This is a genomic window from Nitrobacter hamburgensis X14, assembly GCF_000013885.1.
Lineage (GTDB): Bacteria > Pseudomonadota > Alphaproteobacteria > Rhizobiales > Xanthobacteraceae > Nitrobacter > Nitrobacter hamburgensis.
In genome coordinates this window covers 4,317,771-4,333,037 of the sequence record NC_007964.1, presented here as the reverse complement: position 1 = coordinate 4,333,037, position 15,267 = coordinate 4,317,771, and the positions used below count along the sequence as shown (strand labels likewise).

The following is a 15,267-nucleotide window of genomic DNA, read 5'->3' as shown; positions in this document are numbered from 1 at the left end:
CTTAGTTGGCCGCCTGCACGGCCGCCTTCCGCGCTTTTCTTCCGGTTTCCTTCACAGTTTCCTCACCACCCCTCTCGGCCTCGGCGCGCGCTTCGCACTTGGTGCGGAGATCTTCGAGTTCGTCATCGGTAAGATGCTCGATTCCGATAAGGGAGTTGTGTGCAGCGCCGACGCGGATGAGCTCATCAAGCTTCACCTGAATGGCCGCGCCATCCCTGTTTTGCGAGTTCTGAATAAGAAAGACCATCAAGAACGTAACGATGGTTGTGCCTGTGTTAATGACCAACTGCCAGGTATCGGAGAAGCCGAACAATGGGCCAGTTATCGCCCAGACGGCAACAACACCCGCGGCAAGGATAAAAGTCGATGCCCGACCTGCGGCCTGCGATGTCTTGTTGGCGACATCACCGAAGACCCGGCCAAAACCACCCTTTTCCTCCGCGGCGCTTCCCTTTTTCTTCGGCTTGGCTTTCTCGGCCATCGCACTTTCCTTCTACGCAGAAAGCCGAGAGCTGGAGATGCCGTAAGGCACCGCGAGCTTCCGGTTGCAGTTGCCATAACAGCGCCAGAAGAAGGATGATCGGAAGTGGAATTCCCATCAACCTCGACCGAAACCTATGTCGGCCTCTATGTTTTGTGACGATGGATAACGCGGCGAGGTGATAAGCGTTCCAGCTTGTTCCCCGTCAGCCCCCTGAGACAAATTGAGGGACTTCACGAAGGGATTTCTGGTTCATCGTAGCCGTAAGGAGCGAAGATGAAGCAGAAATCCGGACCGGGCAAAGCGCCCGCAGAGCACGTACTGAAGGACATCCGGCGCCAGGCGCGTCGGCAGTATTCGGCCGAAGAGAAAATCCGCATCGTGCTGGAAGGACTGCGTGGTGAGGAGAACATCTCCGAGCTGTGCCGCCGCGAGGGTATCGCTGCCTCGATGTATTATGGCTGGTCGAAGGAGTTCCTGGGAAAACCGGACCCCGCCAAAATGACGCCTCAGCGCGAGAAAAAGACGCCCAAGAATGTTGATCCCGGACATACCGCGTAGGCAGCGTCGGCCGCGTTCGTAATGGCAACAAAGATCGCATAAAAAATCGCGACCGAAGCAAGTCCGAGAGACCTTCACCCAGCCCATGGATCAAGCCCGTCAGACGGCGAGGGCGCTCATCGATCGCTGGCCGGCCTCGCGGCGTACATGTCGAAGGTCGAGAACTAGCGGAGCTGCCCGGCGGCGAGATCGAGTTTACCATGAAACGGCTGCGGAGCGCGGATTAGGCGCGGCAAGATAAAGGCCGGCATTTCTGTCGGCCTTTGGAACGGCGACCGGACAATCAGGTAAGGCAAATCGCCAACAACGCGATAACGATGGCGGCGGTCGCTGCGAGGATCGTTCCTAATTTGACGAAGGACTTATACGTCTTCTCATGCGCCGGATAATCCATTCCTTCCGCCGTCGAATACACAATTCCGCTATGATCAGACATGTCAAGTTTCCCAAGGTACGGTTGATCTTGCGTCTCTCACGACGGTGACCGGTGACACAGATATAGCTGAGCGCCAGCGGTCGCCGCCATTCGACGAGCCAAGAATACATACCTGCAGAATGCATGTTTTGCTGTAGCGCAAAGACACTATTCTGGAGCGCCCTTGAGCACGGTACTCGGCGAGATTTTCTATTCGGGCCTTAAGTGCATTTCGATCAACTCCCGTGCGGCTTCGTAAATGCGCATCACGGAGGGATCATCGCCCTGATGCGTTTTCAATCATGAGCAAAGCGTTTTCATAGATCGACCCGGACGATGTTCAACCGGTTCAAGATCGGGCCGATCGGTGTGCGTTGGCGAAGCGTCTGCGGTTAATGTGGGAAGGGGGAAATGGGCGACGCACTGTGCAGGCGGCCGGAGTGTTCGGCACGGCTGACACCTGACGTCGTTAAGGCGTTTCGCGCTTTGAGGCTGATGCCGCGCCGCTATATGTCGCAGCGTGGACCGCCGCGTCTTTTGCGGCTCTAATTTCGCGTGCGGCTTTGAGCGCCCGGCGCAGAAACGAGTCGTCCGTCTCTTTGGTCAGAACAATTAGCTTGTTGCAGTTGAGGCAATTAACCTCCGCGCCGTCGCGGACGCGACTGGCTCTCTCTCTGAAAATACGCGTGCAGGCCGGGCAGCGGATTTTCACCTTGTCATCACATGACAAATGCCCCTTGTGAGAAGGGGAGCGTTAAGCAACTGGGTTACGAAATTCTGAAAATGATCGACGGCAGTGCACTTTATTTCTTATCGAGCGTTCGCCTCATCCGAGCACCCACTAGGCCGACCGCCCTTGCGAATGCACGCCCGATAGGCCCAGGGTACGATGTAGCTACCAGCCCAAACACCACGTTCGGCTCGTTCGGCTTCCTTTTGCGCCGCCGCGTATTTGCCGCGTGAATACCTAGGCCAATCGAAGGCGAGCCCAGCTCGCACGATCCAATCCCCCAGATCAGCGCCGTTGACAGAGCAGACGGCGACGAGCCGCCCATACTGATCCCGGCCGACGCCCTCGCAGCTTACGGGCCTGCCCGCGATGTGCTCGTCAAGCTCATTCGCCGCCTTGGCACCGCAGCGATATTGCAAGCTGTCGTCCCCGCGACAGAGTTGAGAAGATTCGGGCGCGTCGATACCCGACAAGCGAATGCGCTGCCCGTGAATTTCGAGCGTGTCGCCATCAACGACGGATGCTTGACCTGTCAGGGGTTGGGCGTGGGTGGGTAGCGCAAGCAGGGCAGTTGCGAACAGGGTCTGGCGTATCATCTCAGGCTCGGACGGCGTGCGCGATGTCGGTGAAAGCTATGGCGAAAAGTATCGAGACGTCGGGTTTGCTTGTGCGTGGCGATGGCCGGGACGATCAGCTACCCGGCAATCTAGGGTCATCTGTGGACGCCCCGGGAGAAGCAAGGGCTATTTTGGTTTTCTGACGCAGTTAGTCGGACGCTGCCATCTGTCCGGCCTCAAGATGCGGCGATGATGCGCCGCGGGCCCGTATGGGAGTTCGCGGACCGGCTCCATATCAGGACTGCGTGCTTCGAAGCACAGTGACCCTATCTGGTTTTGCCTATCCCGTCTCGTCGACCGTTGCGCCGTACTTGCCTTCGCCCTCTACTCCTTCGACAACCTCACGCTCTAATCGCTTACGTAGCGGCTACAGCGGGAGCTCGGTAAACTTCGTTGTGCGCGAGCAGCGCCCAAACAGTTCGCGCCATCTTGTTTGCGAGCGCGGTGATAACCAGCATGCGTGGCTTTCGGGCGAGCATGCGCGCCAACCATGATCCTGGCGGCGGTTCGCGTCGGCTTGTCTGGCGAACCAGTGCCGCTGCACCAATGATGAGCAGACGGCGTATGGTCCGCTCGCCCATCTTGGATGTGGCTCCGAGCTTCTGCTTACCGCCGGTGGATCGTTGCACCGGCGTCAGGCCGAGCCAGGCGGCGAAGTCGCGCCCTTTCCGGAACGTCTCCACCGGTGGAGCAAGAGCCGCGATGGCTGTCGCAGTGATCGGCCCGACACCCGGTATCGTCATCAACCGCGAAGGCATATCTTCTTCCTTGGCGCGCCTGGCGATCTCGCGGTCCAGCGCGTTGATCTGTTCCGCGAGCATCATTACCATCCCGATCAGCACATCGAGCATCGCACGCGTGGCCTGCGGCAGATCGGAGCCTGGCTCGTCGACCAATGCCAGCAGCCTCGGCAGGTTCGCGGTTCCCTTAGCGGCGACTAGGCCATACTCGGTGAGTTGCCCGCGCACCGCGTTAATCAGCTGCGTTCGCTGGCGAACCAGTAGATCGCGCGTGCGGAAGATTGCGGCGCTTGCCTGGGCCGACTCGCTCTTCACCGCGACGAAGCGCATCGTCGGACGCTGCGCTGCCTCGCAGATCGCCTCCGCGTCGGACGCATCGTTCTTCTGACGCTTTACGAACGGTTTGACGTAAATGGGTGGGACGAGCCGCACCTCATGTCCCAACCGACCGATCTCGCGAGCCCAATGATGCGCCCCGCCGCACGCCTCCATCGCGACGACGCAACGTGGCAGATCGCGGAAGAACTCGAGGACCTTGGCGCGCCGAAGTGTCTTGCGGAACACGACCGCGCCGCTCGCATCGGCACCGTGCACCTGGAAGACCATCTTCGCCAAATCCAACCCGATCGTGCTAACCTCTGTCACGGACGCCTCCTTCAGTGGTGATCAACACCTTCCACTCTGGCACATCGATGCCGTCGAGGGGGCGTCCACCCCATCAGGACTCATTGATCAGAGCCAGAAGATGACGGTCGCTGCGATACAGATGGCCGACATGAAGGTGTGGGCGCATCGATCGTAGCGGGTGTGGATGCGCCGCCAGTCCTTGAGCCTGCCGAACATGTTCTCGATCTTGTGCCGGTGACGATAGAGTTTGTGGTCATGTTCGATCGGCTTTTTGCGGTTTGATTTTGACGGAATGCATGCCGTGATGCCACGTTCGGCGAGAGCCCGGCGAAACCAGTCGGCGTCATAGCCCTTGTCGCCGAGCAACTGCTTCGCGGACGGTAGCGCATCAATCATCAGGGCTGCGCCCTTATAATCGCTCATCTGGCCTTCGCTGAGCAAGATGACGAGGGAGCGACCCTGACCATCGCATATGGCGTGCAGCTTGGAGTTCAGACCGCCCTTTGTGCGCCCGATACGTCGGGGAATAGGCCCTTTTTTAAAAGGCTGGCAGCGGTGCGATGCGCCTTCAGATGCGTGGCATCGATCATCAGGCGAGATGGCTTGCCGGCCTTGCGCGCCAGTTCGGCGAAGATCTTGTTGAACACCCGAGGCGGCTCCAGCGCACGAACCGGTTATAGATCGTCTTGTGCGGACCATAGCCGGGCGGCGCATCGCGCCAGCGCAGACCGTTTCTGATGACGAAGATGATGCCGCTGATCACCCGCCGATCGTCAACCCTCGCAATCCCGTGCGACAACGGAAAATACGGTTCGATCCGGCGCATCTGCGCCTCCGACAACAGCAAAAGATCAGCCATGGCGATGCCTCCCGACATCACCATTGAATCAACCCGCCAACGCTCACGCAACAGATTTAATGGGCGCGGTAACTAATCCATCTCTCTTTCCACGTCATCTAGCCAATACCGCAGCAACTCCGGGCTCTTCATGTTTTCTAGCGTGATCCACGATCCTTGCGCATTTAAAATTCGGTTTTGTTTGCGGTGATCAGTTTTGGCACGAGATCGAGCCACTGCTTATCTCTTCGCATTGGGCAATCGTGGTGATGCGTGAAGCAGCGGCGTCGAGGGCGTCGCGCACATCCTCCGACGGCGCGTTCCGACTCTGTACGCGCAGCAGCCCCACCACCGATGCGAGGCTGTTCTTGACGCGGTGGCTCGATTCTCGCGTCAGCATGGCCTGGTGTTCGAGCGCTTCCCGGAGAATCGGCGTCGGCATGTTGGCGCTCAATGGCGATGCCAAGTAGCCCGGCGAAGCCGGCAAGGAAGTCCGCGTCGGCAACGTCGAATTGGCCGGACTCCGGACTATCGACCTCGAGGACACCGAACGGCAGACGGCCTTCGCCGCCGCGCGCGATCAGGACGTTGATTGCGCGCCGGATCCCGTGATCCGACAGGAGCTTTGGCGTTCGAAACCGCGTTTCCTCCTGGAGGTGGTTGGAGATGACCATTTGTCCGGTCTGGAAAGCGTAACCGGCAGGGGATTCCAGGTCGACGCCTAGCGACACTTGGCCGATCGTCCCTTGATCCCCAGCCGATTCCGGCACGTACCAGTAGCCGTTTGCCGTCGGGCAGATACTCCAGGACTTTGGCGAACGGGGTTTCGAGACCTTGGGCGCAGAGCTCTGCGGCGCGCTGAAGGATTTGCTCGAGGTCGCGAGTCTGCAACGCGGAACGGCCGAACTCGCCCAACAAGGACTGTTGCCGCAGGCGGTACGGAAGCTCTTGCCTGGTGACGCCGGTCGCTACGGCAGGGGCCGATATCGACTCGTTGTCAGATGGAGCGCGCATGAATTCTTCCGTCGATCGAGGTTACGGAAACGTAGCACGACGCCGATGCGATAATGGTGGAGATTTCGGGTTCCGAACTCGTCCTACGCGACTCGCTCTCGGCCGGCGGAACGATGCACCATCTTAAACGACGCCCGTGCTCGCTCATCAGCGCGCCCGAGGGCATTGAGGGACAGCGATTTTTCCAGCGTCACTCGATGAAGGTGGTTCCAACCTGGTTGAGGAAGTTTTCGTATGCGGAGACCGCAAGCTCTACGTCCAGTCGACCGCATCGAAGGCCTTGCTGCGGTGGCCCAAAGTGCCGGCGTCGAGCTCCATCCCTGGAATAGTCAGCCGGACACCCGGCATTGTAACGCTGTCTTGACCGGTCTGGGCAATAGTTGGTTTGCTTGCGCCATAAAGCCTGCCGCGACAACGCTCCGTCCTGTGTCATCGCGTCCCGCGCCTCTTCGAGGAGCTCGTTCTGGCGCGCTATGGCCGCCCGCTCAAAATGCTCGGGTCCGCTCTCCTTTCTCGTCAGTGAGCGATCCATATAGCCCGCAAGTGCTTTAAATCATCTGCTTGGTCACGAAAAGGCAAAGCAGGACTGAACCCAGCTTATCGCAGCGATGCCCATATTGATCACGCTGCCGAAGAATGTGGCGAAGATCGAATTAGCAGCGGCAGCCGCGGTCGTTGTCCGACCGCGGTTTTTCCTTTGTGTTTTCTTCGCTGCCGCAGTTCCTCGGAGACGGGCGTTTTGAAGACGCCCTTGGGAATTCGTTGTCACGCTTCATTTGCTTGGCGGTGTCCGTGACCGGCCATTGTTGGAAGCCTGAGACTTGACCCGGCCTTGATGGAAGCTTGAGACTGCTCGCTCGTGGTTGTTACCGGCGGCATTGCCATCTTGCTCGGCGACTCCGCGTCCGGCGGACTGGCGCCCGTCATGTGCGCTATCTCCCGATCGATCGGGTATGAGTCATGCTGAAGCTGCTGCCTGGGCCGGAAGCGCCCGACATCCGCCGGCGAGATGAAGCTTCCCACCGGGACCTCGTAGGGCAAGGCCAACTCCCCGAGCGGCGCCTTGCCCTTCGGCACCGTCTTGCTACCTTTCTTCCGCTTGGCCATCGGGTAACCTCCGAGGTCAGGTCAGTCCGATCCGGCGTTCGAGCGCCAGGTCGGCCGCTTTGGTCAGCATGTTATCGGAGCTTGTCGTCGTGGGGAAGAAAGAGACCATCGCGCATCACGAGGCCGGACACGCCGTGATCGCGCGCGTGCTGGACATCCCGGTAAGCTACGCGACCCTCGATGCACTCGACGGCGCCGGCGCCGTAGTGACGACGTCCAGCGCGACGCATCTCGCCCCGGACGACCTTGAGGCGCCGGAGAAGTACGCCATTGTCGCGCTGGCCGGCCCGCAGGCCCAGCATCACTATCGTCCTATGTCCCTCGCGGCCCAGAATCGCGCGTGCGACGGTGGCTGGCGCGTGGATCGCGCCAACGCGACCAGCCTCCTGGCGATGCTGGTTTTGCGGCAGCACGGCAAGCCGGCGGTGCCGGGCAGCTACGTCGAGTTGGACGGTCCCGAGACAGAGGAGTTCGGCCGCCTATTCAGCCATACGACCCAAAAGACTGCCGATCTGGTCCAGGAAAACTGGTCTGCGATCCAGCGCGTCGCTGCGGCCCTGCTGAGCCGTCCCGCGCTTACCGAAGAGGATATCGACGCCCTAATCGCGGCGCACGACAACTAGCTGCTCTATTTTATCCCGATGCTTAATTTGCGTTCGAGCTTGACTCCGGGCAACCGCCGCCGCAGGCGGTCTTGGCGTGCGGCTGATTACCGCCACGTTTTTAAAGCCGACTGCAGCGCACAAATCAGGATTGCGGATCGCAACGGACGCTTGAGCGGTCCGCGAGTGCTCATCGAATGGCCGCCCGCACAGCGTAACCACAGCCGCGGCGTAACCAGATTTGCAAAAAAGACGGGTAGACGTTGTCTTTAGGAACGTCCGGCTTCCTTGTGGGTTGCCTATCCATGCCCAGATACTTCTTTCATTTGGCAGGTCGCCTTCCAGCTAACGACTTGGTCGGCCACGAATGCGCCAATGACAAAGAGGCTCGGGAGCACGGAAGCTTCATCGCTCGCCGCGTCAGGACCGAAAAACCCGAGACGGTACACGAGGAGAACTATATCTCCGTGACCAACGAGACGGGCGACGAACTCTTCAAAATCAGTATTGCATCGACTTCGAGCGCGGGAACCGCTCTAGGTCAGGGAATTACCCGAGGGGAACGCGGCGAGAAGCAACCACCTAAGCGCATTTCTAAAGAGGTGCGTGAAGCACGCAAAGCGCTACGCGACGGCGATGCAAAATCGGCGATGATTGACCATGCGACCACAGCCATGGCATTCAACACAAATCGCGAGCGTCTCAAGGCGGAGCGGCTGGCTCGTGAGGCTGTCGAGCCAACTCCGCCGCCGAAGAAGAAAAAGGCGGGGCTGATGAAGAAGTGAGCGAGACGACCTGCGCTTAGCCAAACACCACGCCGGCCGCCGCAAAAAGCCTAGTCCAATGACGCTGGCTTGCCACAAGAGCTGCTGGCGGGCTAGGCGCCGGTCGTGGAAGGCAGCCCGTCGCGTACAAATCCGGAGGGAACGTCGAAGACTACCGCAGGCTCAGCGCCATAATGAGTCTCGTGCTCGCTGAACATCGTCCTGACGTTCGGCCTCCGGCTCCCAATGCCAGTGCCAGGCGTGATCACTATTGGTCCAGCGATTTTCGAAAGGAACAATGTGAGATTTCATGACGAGCCTGTACGGCTCACCCAGAACCTCACGTTCCTTAGGATAGCTAATAAGCAAAGGGATGCGAGCTTCGGCATTATCGTCCGCCGAGGCCCGTTGCAACTCGTGACTCGGCGCCCAACTTGGCCCCGTGAATGCGGCCGCCGCATGCGGAGCGCATCGGTTTTGAGACGGGGGCGATGGCAAACTGGCTATGGCATATGCATCGACGCTCGGCAAGCGCACGCGGCTTTGTCAGTGCGCATGAACAAGAGCGATCAGAATGACGCTCGAGGCCTGGCCGAACTGGTGCGGGTCGGTTGGTATCGAGAGGTAAAGGTCAAGAATGCATCACCCGACCAGGTCGATCAATGCCCGGCTAAAAATCATATGTCAGCCGCGCTCGCTCGCCAATGAGATTTGGATCTGATCCGCGGATCACCATACCGGCCAGCGGCTTCTGAAATGCCGTACTTAATTTAAAGCCCTTACAGAAGAGCGCACTCAATCACCAATCCATAGGGTTAGAAACTTCTTGCATCACGGGCGGCAACCACAGAAGTCCTGAGCCTAATGGCCCGACCTCCTAGTGATGGGAGTGCTGCTCGGCGTGCCGCTTCCGGGTGACAGCTGCTTTCTTGGCGGATTTTGATCGCGCGCTGGCAGGCCGTGAGGCTGCAGCTTTGCCGCCAAGGTGGCCGCCTTTACGGGAAGGCGAATGGTCTTCGGATTTACCTCTGCCAGAACCACTCTTTTTTCCGCCACCGGTTTCTTTGTTCACCGTAGCCCAGGCGCGACGCTCGGCCTCGCTATCTGAAACGCCACGTTTTTCGTAGCCTTCCTCGATATGCTCAGCCATTCGCTTTTGCTTGTCGCTGTAGCTGGATTTATCGCCACGAGGCATTGCAATCTCCATTTTTAAGACTGTCCCTCGTTTAGAATTCACATTGGTCCGAATAGTTGCAGGTGCCTCGGCTATTTGCTGGAGGGTCGGCGCGGCCTAGCATCCGCCGATGCCGCCAAAGAAACCGGTTGCGCCGGTGTTGCCGGCCGTTGACGGCATCGCGCCCAGGCAGCGTGCGCTCGATGAGACACCGCCGCCAGCGCCCGACGTGGCGTTGGGCGTGGCGGTTTGCGCGTTGACGCCAATCAACGGGAGGAAGCTTCAGTACCGTGGCGCCCGTGGCGGTGCCCTGTCCCTTCGGCGTATCGCTGCGCGCCAATCTGACGGCGTTCGGCTGTGCGTCCGATCCGCTCAGCGCCCCAACCTACCAACACGCTCGAGGTGCTTGTCGGTCGTGTGCGCAAAAAGCTGGGCGCTGATGTGATCGAAACGCGACGCGGCGCCTGCAACTGCTGCATCGGCAGCCACTGGGCCTCGGGGGCCAACGTGCACGGCTTGCCGCGCGGGACGGCCTCATGGCTCCAGTCGAACTGATAGGCTTCTGCCGGCGCAAAGCTCAGCGGGATATAGGCCGCCGCCGCCGATTGTCCGCGCAATTCTCGCTTTGGTGCCGGTAAGGGGCGCTAAGGTGCCGGCGAGTTCGAATGGCCGCGATGTACGTCAGAGTGGGGTCACGATCGGCGCCGATCGTGACCTCACTCCGATCGGCTTTTTTCAGATTGTCTTTATGGCGTTACTGCCGGCTCCTGCAGCAATCTGACTCCCCGTGCCAATTCACACCTAGACGGCGAAGCTCTGACGTTGCGTCAGTTCGTGTGTTATCTTCGCCACGCTGGTCCATGATGATGCGCTGAGATCCTTAGGAAGGGGCCACTTATACGCATTCGTGCTGAACTCAGGCACGGCCGTTCTTTTCCTACTATTGTCCGCACTTCTGGTCACCGTCTTATGGTCGCTTTATTTCCTCACTGAAGTCGTCCACGCAAAATCGAGATTCGACAGCCCGGCGTCGTCTGCGGGTGAGCAGAAAAAACCTCAGTGCCCCGCCCCGGCGGGTTTTCTATATGTCGTGGTGCTTTCTCAGGTCAGCCAAAGCTTTTTCAGGTGTTTTGAACGTGTTTGCAGAAGTCGGCGCCCATCCGACGAGGCTGCCGTCTTTCCCGGCAATAACCGGAACCCATCCACGCTCCGTCAGCGTAAGCCTGATCTGGTCGTGAAATTGAACTTTATAGCGTTCTTTACTGATTAAATCCCACGGTGGGCGCGAGAATGTCATTGCGCTTGGTCCCAGCGAGCTCGCTTCATAATGCTCATCTGTCCATGTTGTTAAAGTGGACGCAGCAACTTTGGCTTTCGTCGAGCCAGAGGATCCCTCTTGCTCGCGCGCCTTTATCAGCGTTCGGATGTGGACCAAGGCTTCCTTAGCATCGATGGGAGGGTCATCACTCACCCTCGCCGCGGGAACGCGCTTCCTCCTCTATGCGTTGCCAGTGCAGACGGGTCCGTAGCCCGCGCATGCCCTGGCGGATGCGCCAGCGGCACGAACACCTCCTGGCGATGCTGATCCCGCTCGCGCATGTAATCCTTGATGATCGTGTAGCCGCCCGTGAACCCGCACTCGCCCCGAAGACGGTCGAACACCCGCTTGGCCGTATGGCGCTGCTTGCGCGGCACCGTCATGTCCTCATCAAGCCAGTGATCGATCGTCGAAACAAACGCATCCAGCTTAGGCCGCTGGATCGGTGACTGACGCTGATAGCCCGGCGGCGTCGAATACGACATCATCTTGGCCACGCTATCGCGCGATATGTTGAAATGCTTTGCAGCCTGACGCCGGCTCATTCCTTCAGAACAGGCCAGACGAACCTTCAGATATAATTCCACGGTATAGATCCCCAACCCTCCTGCATTCGTCGCAGAAGGAAAATAGGTGGCCGGCTTTTACGCCGCCCGAAGCGGAACCATCCCGCCGCTACCGTGGACTAATTTTGCACCCCCGCTCTCAGCGGTCTCGTCGGCACGCTCATCCTCGACGAGGACGGCGTCTACGATCCTCGCCATCCCAATGACCGACTGCTGCTCGGCATGAAGAGGACCATGAGCGAGATGGAGCTGTCGGTGCTGCGCCAGCGCTCGCTTGAGGCCCTGAAGCAGAAGGCGCGCCGCGGCGACTGTTCATGACGGTTGCGTCTGATCAAAAATGAGCGTTCTGGGCCGGGTGGGACAAGGTCGGCGCGCGCCCGCATGGCATCGATGAATGCCGATAGTCGACCCTGAAGAGGGATGTAGGTGATACGACGCCGCTTCATGGCGCGCTCCTTTCCATAACAGGAAGCAGGAGCGTAACTCCGGACGTTCTCATCACCTAATGGGATGGACGGCTCTCCCTCCACCATTCAGGCTGAGAGCCTGCAACAGGAAGGAGAACTGCAATGACCATCGAGACGCTCGGTATCGATATCGCCAAGAACGTGTTTCAACTTCACGGGGTCAATCATCATGGCTGCGTCGTACTGAAGCGGCGGGTGATGCGCGATCAGCTTCTCGACATTGTCGCGCAAGTCGAGCGCTGCACGATCGTGGTCGAAGCCTGCACCGGCGCGTTCTGCTGGGCGCGCAAGTTCGAGGCGCTCGGCCACCAGGTGAAGATCATCAGCCCGCAATATGTGAAGCCCTTTGTGCGCCGGCAGAAGAACGACGGCAACGACGCTGAGGCGATCTGCACCGCCGCACGCCAACCGCACATTCCGCTCGTTCCGAAGAAGACGGTCGAGCAGCAGGACATCCAGGCCCTGCATCGCTCTCGCCAGCGCATGGTCAATCATCGCACCGCCGTGGTCAGCCAAATCCGAGGTCTCTTGCTCGATGCAGGCTTCGCCATTGCCAAGAGCATTACCCGCGCCCGGCGGTTGGTTCCGGAGATCCTGTCGGATCTGGGGAACGAACTGACGCCGCTGGCGCGGGAGGCAATCGCTGAACTGCATGATCTGTTCCGAGATCTCGACCGCCGCATCGCGATCTTCGACAAGAAGATCGATGCGGTTTTCCGCGGCAGCGAGCGTTGCCAGCGCATCGCGACGATCAAAGGTGTCGGTCCGAAGACCGCCACGGCCATCGTCGCCGCCATCGGAGACGGCTCGGAATTCAAGAACGGCCGTCATCTTGCCGCCTGGATCGGTCTCGTGCCGCGGCAATTCTCCAGTGTCGATCGCACCACGTTAATGGGCATTTCCAAGCGCGGGAGCCAGCATCTGCGCAGCTTGCTCGTTCACGGCGCCAGAGCTGTGGTCCGGACGGCGCCATCCAAAACAGACCTCAATAACCAATGGGTCAATCAGCTTCGGGAGCGGCGCGGCTTCAACCGTGCCACGGTTGCAGTCGCCAATAAGAATGCACGGATCATCTGGGCTGTGCTTCGAACCGGCGAACCGCACCGCGCCGCTTTCTGAGGACCTGCCTGGAGATTGCGAGACGACAGAGAAATGAGATGCACAGGTCGGACCGGCGCGCCAAGAGCCTGACTTTTATCGAGGCCTTCGTGGCCTACCAGCTGTAGAGGCGGACGCGAGCGGATTCCCCATTTGGGCGCCCTGGATCCCTTCGGGTGACGCCGGATAGATGTTTGCAACGGGCCATGCAGATCAGTTCAAAATCGACTTGCAACGGGAGAGCCGTCCATAGAGATAAAAGCTACGCTCCGAACGATGACGGCCTTCCGAGCGCTTCGCTGCCTATGCCCGTTCTTGCCCTCCGGATTACCGATCGGCGGCCGCGTATCGCCATACACGGCCGTGTAGAAGCTGATCCTCGCCATGAACACGAACGGGCCGCCATGTTCAGCGGCCTTGTGGAGAGCCTTTGCGGCTCGCTTCCATGGTGGGGTGTTGCCGACCTTGCCGGGGAGGTCGACGGCGTATTCAGCAGCTTCGCCAATCGTGTCGATGATCCGGCCGTCCGGCATCTCGATCGAGTCATCGAAGCGGCGAGACCAATCTACTTTTTCAGCCATGACGCGTTCGCCTTGGCGAGGTCCTCAATGCGGTGCCAACTCGCAATATTCTCTACTCTAGCGTCAGGGACGAATAAAACCGCTCCCACGCGACCTTAAACTCGTCCTTCGCGGCTTCAAAGCTATCGGCCGAGCCATTGCCCCATAGGACCGACTCGGGACTCGCACCCAGGATTTGAGACCGCGCAAGGCCTCCGCGTTCCCACTTGGGCCACGGTCCAAGTGAAATGTTTATCCATTGCTTCGGAACGTTTGTGACCCTTGCGGTTTCTCATCTCCACCAACCACACGACGGAGGTCAGAAATGAAACTCAAACTCGTATTGGCGGGCCTGATCGTCTCTACGTTGGCGTTGCCTGCCCTCGCTCAGATGTCACCAGGCGCTTCACCAAGTTCACCAAGCACAACCGGCTCAACCGGCTCAGCCGGCACTTGGTATGTTGTGCAAGACAATTCAACAATGAAGTGTGAGGTCACAAGCTTGAAGCCGACGGTTGGAGGAACAACGAAGGCTGTCGGCAGGACCTCCTATACATCGAAAACAGAAGCCGAAAGCGAGCTGAGCAAAATTCCAGACTGCTCCAAGTAGGTGAGCTTTCACGACGCCTTCGCTGATCACTGATTAGCGAAGGCTCGACCTATGTGTGATTGCAGACTGTGCAATGGATAACAAACCTTGCTGGTGCGGCGGCCTGGGCTGAAGGATGCTGCGGAATACGTACTGGTTCTGCCGGAGAAGGCGCAGGCCGAACCAGCGTCTTTCCGTCAGGCGTCTTGATCGGCTCGTCGAAGCGGCGGGACCAATTCATTTCAGCCACGACGCACTTGCCTTGGCGAGGTCCTCTGTGCGGTGCCAGCTCGCAATATCCTCTGGCGTCAGGCTCGCGTAGAGCCGCTCCCACGCGGCCTTGAACTCGTCCTTGGCGGCGTCCAAGCTTTCTGCCGATCCATTGCACCATGACGGGATCGGGAGAGGCGGGTTGACGTTCCACGTCCAGACGATGCCCTGCCACGATCTCTCGTCGGCAAGCCTGATCCTGCCGACGCTGCGGCCCTCGTGAATGACGCAATAGTCGTTCGGCGACTTGTCGCCGGCTATTATCGTGGGGCGAAGGGTGAGGTCCATGGCCTGAATCTAGGAGCGACGTGCAGGAATCCTAGGGGACGGCCGCGCGTCTTGCAGTATCAGTTGCGGGGCGGTAACCCTGCCCTGATCAGCCTCAGTTATCTGACGGACACTCCGAACACCCTATGCCCAATGCAAAAGCTTACGCGTCCACAATTCTCACCAATTTCGAGCGGGCACAAGGCGAGCTTGTTGGCAAAGCGGTTGTACTGGCCGATGGCACGGCAGGGACAGTGGAAAAGGTTTGGCTTGATGAACTCCACGGGCTCCGTATTTCGATCAAAGGTCACGATGGCAGGTGGCCGGTCTCGACGATAAAACTTGTTCAATCGTAGAACCCCGTGCTTCAGGCGTCGGGCCTTTTTTCTTTTGGTCGATGTCAAAATATTGCCCCGGCTTTGAGCGCCCGGCCTGAACGGCCCTCCACAAGAAACCCGCCGG

Annotated in this window: 15 protein-coding genes and 7 pseudogenes; 10 read left to right on the top strand and 12 right to left on the bottom strand. The window is 59.4% G+C overall.

Going from position 1 to position 15,267, the window contains the following annotated elements:
* Position 1 precedes the first annotated feature (1 nt).
* Positions 2-481: a low affinity iron permease family protein gene (locus tag NHAM_RS20275; RefSeq protein ID WP_011512266.1), complete on the bottom strand. Its 480-nt coding sequence runs from the start codon at positions 479-481 to the stop codon at positions 2-4.
* Positions 482-757: 276 nt separating this feature from the next.
* On the opposite strand from NHAM_RS20275, the pseudogene NHAM_RS20270 reads away from it, so the two are divergent.
* Positions 758-961: pseudogene (locus NHAM_RS20270) on the top strand (transposase); the annotation flags it as partial.
* 364 nt (positions 962-1,325) lie between these two features.
* On the opposite strand, the gene NHAM_RS25415 reads toward NHAM_RS20270, so the two are convergent.
* From NHAM_RS25415 to NHAM_RS20245, 5 genes and pseudogenes are all read right to left on the bottom strand, one after another.
* Positions 1,326-1,478, bottom strand: a complete 153-nt coding sequence (locus NHAM_RS25415) for an aa3-type cytochrome c oxidase subunit IV (RefSeq protein WP_011512264.1) — start codon at positions 1,476-1,478, stop codon at positions 1,326-1,328.
* Positions 1,479-2,267: 789 nt separating this feature from the next.
* Positions 2,268-2,783 carry a thermonuclease family protein gene (locus NHAM_RS20265; protein WP_011512262.1) on the bottom strand — a complete coding sequence of 172 codons (516 nt, stop codon included), beginning with the start codon at positions 2,781-2,783 and terminating at the stop codon, positions 2,268-2,270.
* 377 nt (positions 2,784-3,160) lie between these two features.
* Positions 3,161-4,189 carry an IS110 family transposase gene (locus NHAM_RS20260; protein ID WP_011512261.1) on the bottom strand — a complete coding sequence of 343 codons (1,029 nt, stop codon included), beginning with the start codon at positions 4,187-4,189 and terminating at the stop codon, positions 3,161-3,163.
* Between the two features lie 87 nt (positions 4,190-4,276).
* A pseudogene (locus NHAM_RS25405) lies at positions 4,277-5,030 on the bottom strand (IS5 family transposase).
* Between the two features lie 223 nt (positions 5,031-5,253).
* Positions 5,254-6,023 (bottom strand): annotated as a pseudogene (locus tag NHAM_RS20245) (GAF domain-containing protein); the annotation flags it as partial.
* A 119-nt stretch (positions 6,024-6,142) separates the two neighbouring features.
* Here NHAM_RS20245 and NHAM_RS28540 point away from each other — a divergent pair.
* Positions 6,143-6,362 (top strand): annotated as a pseudogene (locus tag NHAM_RS28540) (hypothetical protein); the annotation flags it as partial.
* A gap of 426 nt (positions 6,363-6,788) precedes the next feature.
* Here NHAM_RS28540 and NHAM_RS20235 read toward each other — a convergent pair.
* Positions 6,789-7,130 (bottom strand): hypothetical protein, encoded by a 342-nt coding sequence (locus NHAM_RS20235; RefSeq protein ID WP_011512259.1) that lies wholly within the window; start codon positions 7,128-7,130, stop codon positions 6,789-6,791.
* Between the two features lie 89 nt (positions 7,131-7,219).
* Between NHAM_RS20235 and NHAM_RS20230 the strand changes: the two genes are divergently transcribed.
* The 3 genes and pseudogenes from NHAM_RS20230 to NHAM_RS28535 all read left to right on the top strand — a co-directional run.
* Positions 7,220-7,753, top strand: coding sequence for a hypothetical protein (locus tag NHAM_RS20230; RefSeq protein ID WP_011512221.1), 534 nt, complete (start codon positions 7,220-7,222; stop codon positions 7,751-7,753).
* 284 nt (positions 7,754-8,037) lie between these two features.
* On the top strand, positions 8,038-8,517 hold the full coding sequence (locus NHAM_RS29110; protein ID WP_011512258.1) for a DUF6894 family protein: 480 nt from the start codon (positions 8,038-8,040) through the stop codon (positions 8,515-8,517).
* 428 nt (positions 8,518-8,945) lie between these two features.
* Positions 8,946-9,153: pseudogene (locus tag NHAM_RS28535) on the top strand (IS110 family transposase); the annotation flags it as partial.
* 220 nt (positions 9,154-9,373) lie between these two features.
* Here the strand turns inward: NHAM_RS28535 and NHAM_RS25395 are convergent.
* On the bottom strand, positions 9,374-9,691 hold the full coding sequence (locus tag NHAM_RS25395) for a plasmid stabilization protein (protein WP_081435044.1): 318 nt from the start codon (positions 9,689-9,691) through the stop codon (positions 9,374-9,376).
* Positions 9,692-10,057: 366 nt separating this feature from the next.
* Here NHAM_RS25395 and NHAM_RS28530 point away from each other — a divergent pair.
* Positions 10,058-10,132: pseudogene (locus NHAM_RS28530) on the top strand (DNA-binding response regulator); the annotation flags it as partial.
* A 619-nt stretch (positions 10,133-10,751) separates the two neighbouring features.
* Here the strand turns inward: NHAM_RS28530 and NHAM_RS25385 are convergent.
* Both NHAM_RS25385 and NHAM_RS20215 read right to left on the bottom strand, forming a co-directional pair.
* A complete protein-coding gene (locus tag NHAM_RS25385) occupies positions 10,752-11,141 on the bottom strand; it encodes a hypothetical protein (protein ID WP_011512256.1) in 390 nt (129 codons plus the stop codon).
* A gap of 38 nt (positions 11,142-11,179) precedes the next feature.
* Positions 11,180-11,575 (bottom strand): annotated as a pseudogene (locus tag NHAM_RS20215) (IS21 family transposase); the annotation flags it as partial.
* Positions 11,576-11,776: 201 nt separating this feature from the next.
* Here NHAM_RS20215 and NHAM_RS29420 point away from each other — a divergent pair.
* A complete protein-coding gene (locus NHAM_RS29420) occupies positions 11,777-11,872 on the top strand; it encodes a hypothetical protein (protein ID WP_245269956.1) in 96 nt (31 codons plus the stop codon).
* A gap of 251 nt (positions 11,873-12,123) precedes the next feature.
* The gene (locus tag NHAM_RS20210; protein ID WP_011512254.1) at positions 12,124-13,140 is read left to right on the top strand and encodes an IS110 family transposase; all 1,017 of its coding nucleotides are present in this window, start codon (positions 12,124-12,126) and stop codon (positions 13,138-13,140) included.
* A 197-nt stretch (positions 13,141-13,337) separates the two neighbouring features.
* On the opposite strand, the gene NHAM_RS27705 is transcribed toward NHAM_RS20210, so the two are convergent.
* On the bottom strand, positions 13,338-13,700 hold the full coding sequence (locus NHAM_RS27705; protein ID WP_011512253.1) for a hypothetical protein: 363 nt from the start codon (positions 13,698-13,700) through the stop codon (positions 13,338-13,340).
* A 304-nt stretch (positions 13,701-14,004) separates the two neighbouring features.
* Between NHAM_RS27705 and NHAM_RS27035 the strand changes: the two genes are divergently transcribed.
* The gene (locus NHAM_RS27035; protein WP_157043710.1) at positions 14,005-14,289 is read left to right on the top strand and encodes a hypothetical protein; all 285 of its coding nucleotides are present in this window, start codon (positions 14,005-14,007) and stop codon (positions 14,287-14,289) included.
* 216 nt (positions 14,290-14,505) lie between these two features.
* On the opposite strand, the gene NHAM_RS20200 is transcribed toward NHAM_RS27035, so the two are convergent.
* On the bottom strand, positions 14,506-14,826 hold the full coding sequence (locus NHAM_RS20200; protein ID WP_011512252.1) for a hypothetical protein: 321 nt from the start codon (positions 14,824-14,826) through the stop codon (positions 14,506-14,508).
* Between the two features lie 125 nt (positions 14,827-14,951).
* On the opposite strand from NHAM_RS20200, the gene NHAM_RS25375 reads away from it, so the two are divergent.
* Positions 14,952-15,161: a photosystem reaction center subunit H gene (locus tag NHAM_RS25375; protein WP_011512251.1), complete on the top strand. Its 210-nt coding sequence runs from the start codon at positions 14,952-14,954 to the stop codon at positions 15,159-15,161.
* The last annotated feature ends 106 nt before the right edge of the window (positions 15,162-15,267 follow it).

Coding starts and splice junctions, on each gene's coding strand:
- NHAM_RS27035 (WP_157043710.1), top strand. CDS start 14,005: ATGAAACTCAAACTCGTATTGGCGGGCCTGATCGTCTCTACGTTGGCG.
- NHAM_RS20275 (WP_011512266.1), bottom strand. CDS start 481: ATGGCCGAGAAAGCCAAGCCGAAGAAAAAGGGAAGCGCCGCGGAGGAA.
- NHAM_RS25395 (WP_081435044.1), bottom strand. CDS start 9,691: ATGCCTCGTGGCGATAAATCCAGCTACAGCGACAAGCAAAAGCGAATG.
- NHAM_RS20200 (WP_011512252.1), bottom strand. CDS start 14,826: ATGGACCTCACCCTTCGCCCCACGATAATAGCCGGCGACAAGTCGCCG.
- NHAM_RS29110 (WP_011512258.1), top strand. CDS start 8,038: ATGCCCAGATACTTCTTTCATTTGGCAGGTCGCCTTCCAGCTAACGAC.
- NHAM_RS25415 (WP_011512264.1), bottom strand. CDS start 1,478: ATGTCTGATCATAGCGGAATTGTGTATTCGACGGCGGAAGGAATGGAT.
- NHAM_RS27705 (WP_011512253.1), bottom strand. CDS start 13,700: ATGGCTGAAAAAGTAGATTGGTCTCGCCGCTTCGATGACTCGATCGAG.
- NHAM_RS20235 (WP_011512259.1), bottom strand. CDS start 7,130: ATGGCCAAGCGGAAGAAAGGTAGCAAGACGGTGCCGAAGGGCAAGGCG.
- NHAM_RS29420 (WP_245269956.1), top strand. CDS start 11,777: ATGAAGAGGACCATGAGCGAGATGGAGCTGTCGGTGCTGCGCCAGCGC.
- NHAM_RS20265 (WP_011512262.1), bottom strand. CDS start 2,783: ATGATACGCCAGACCCTGTTCGCAACTGCCCTGCTTGCGCTACCCACC.
- NHAM_RS25375 (WP_011512251.1), top strand. CDS start 14,952: ATGCCCAATGCAAAAGCTTACGCGTCCACAATTCTCACCAATTTCGAG.
- NHAM_RS20210 (WP_011512254.1), top strand. CDS start 12,124: ATGACCATCGAGACGCTCGGTATCGATATCGCCAAGAACGTGTTTCAA.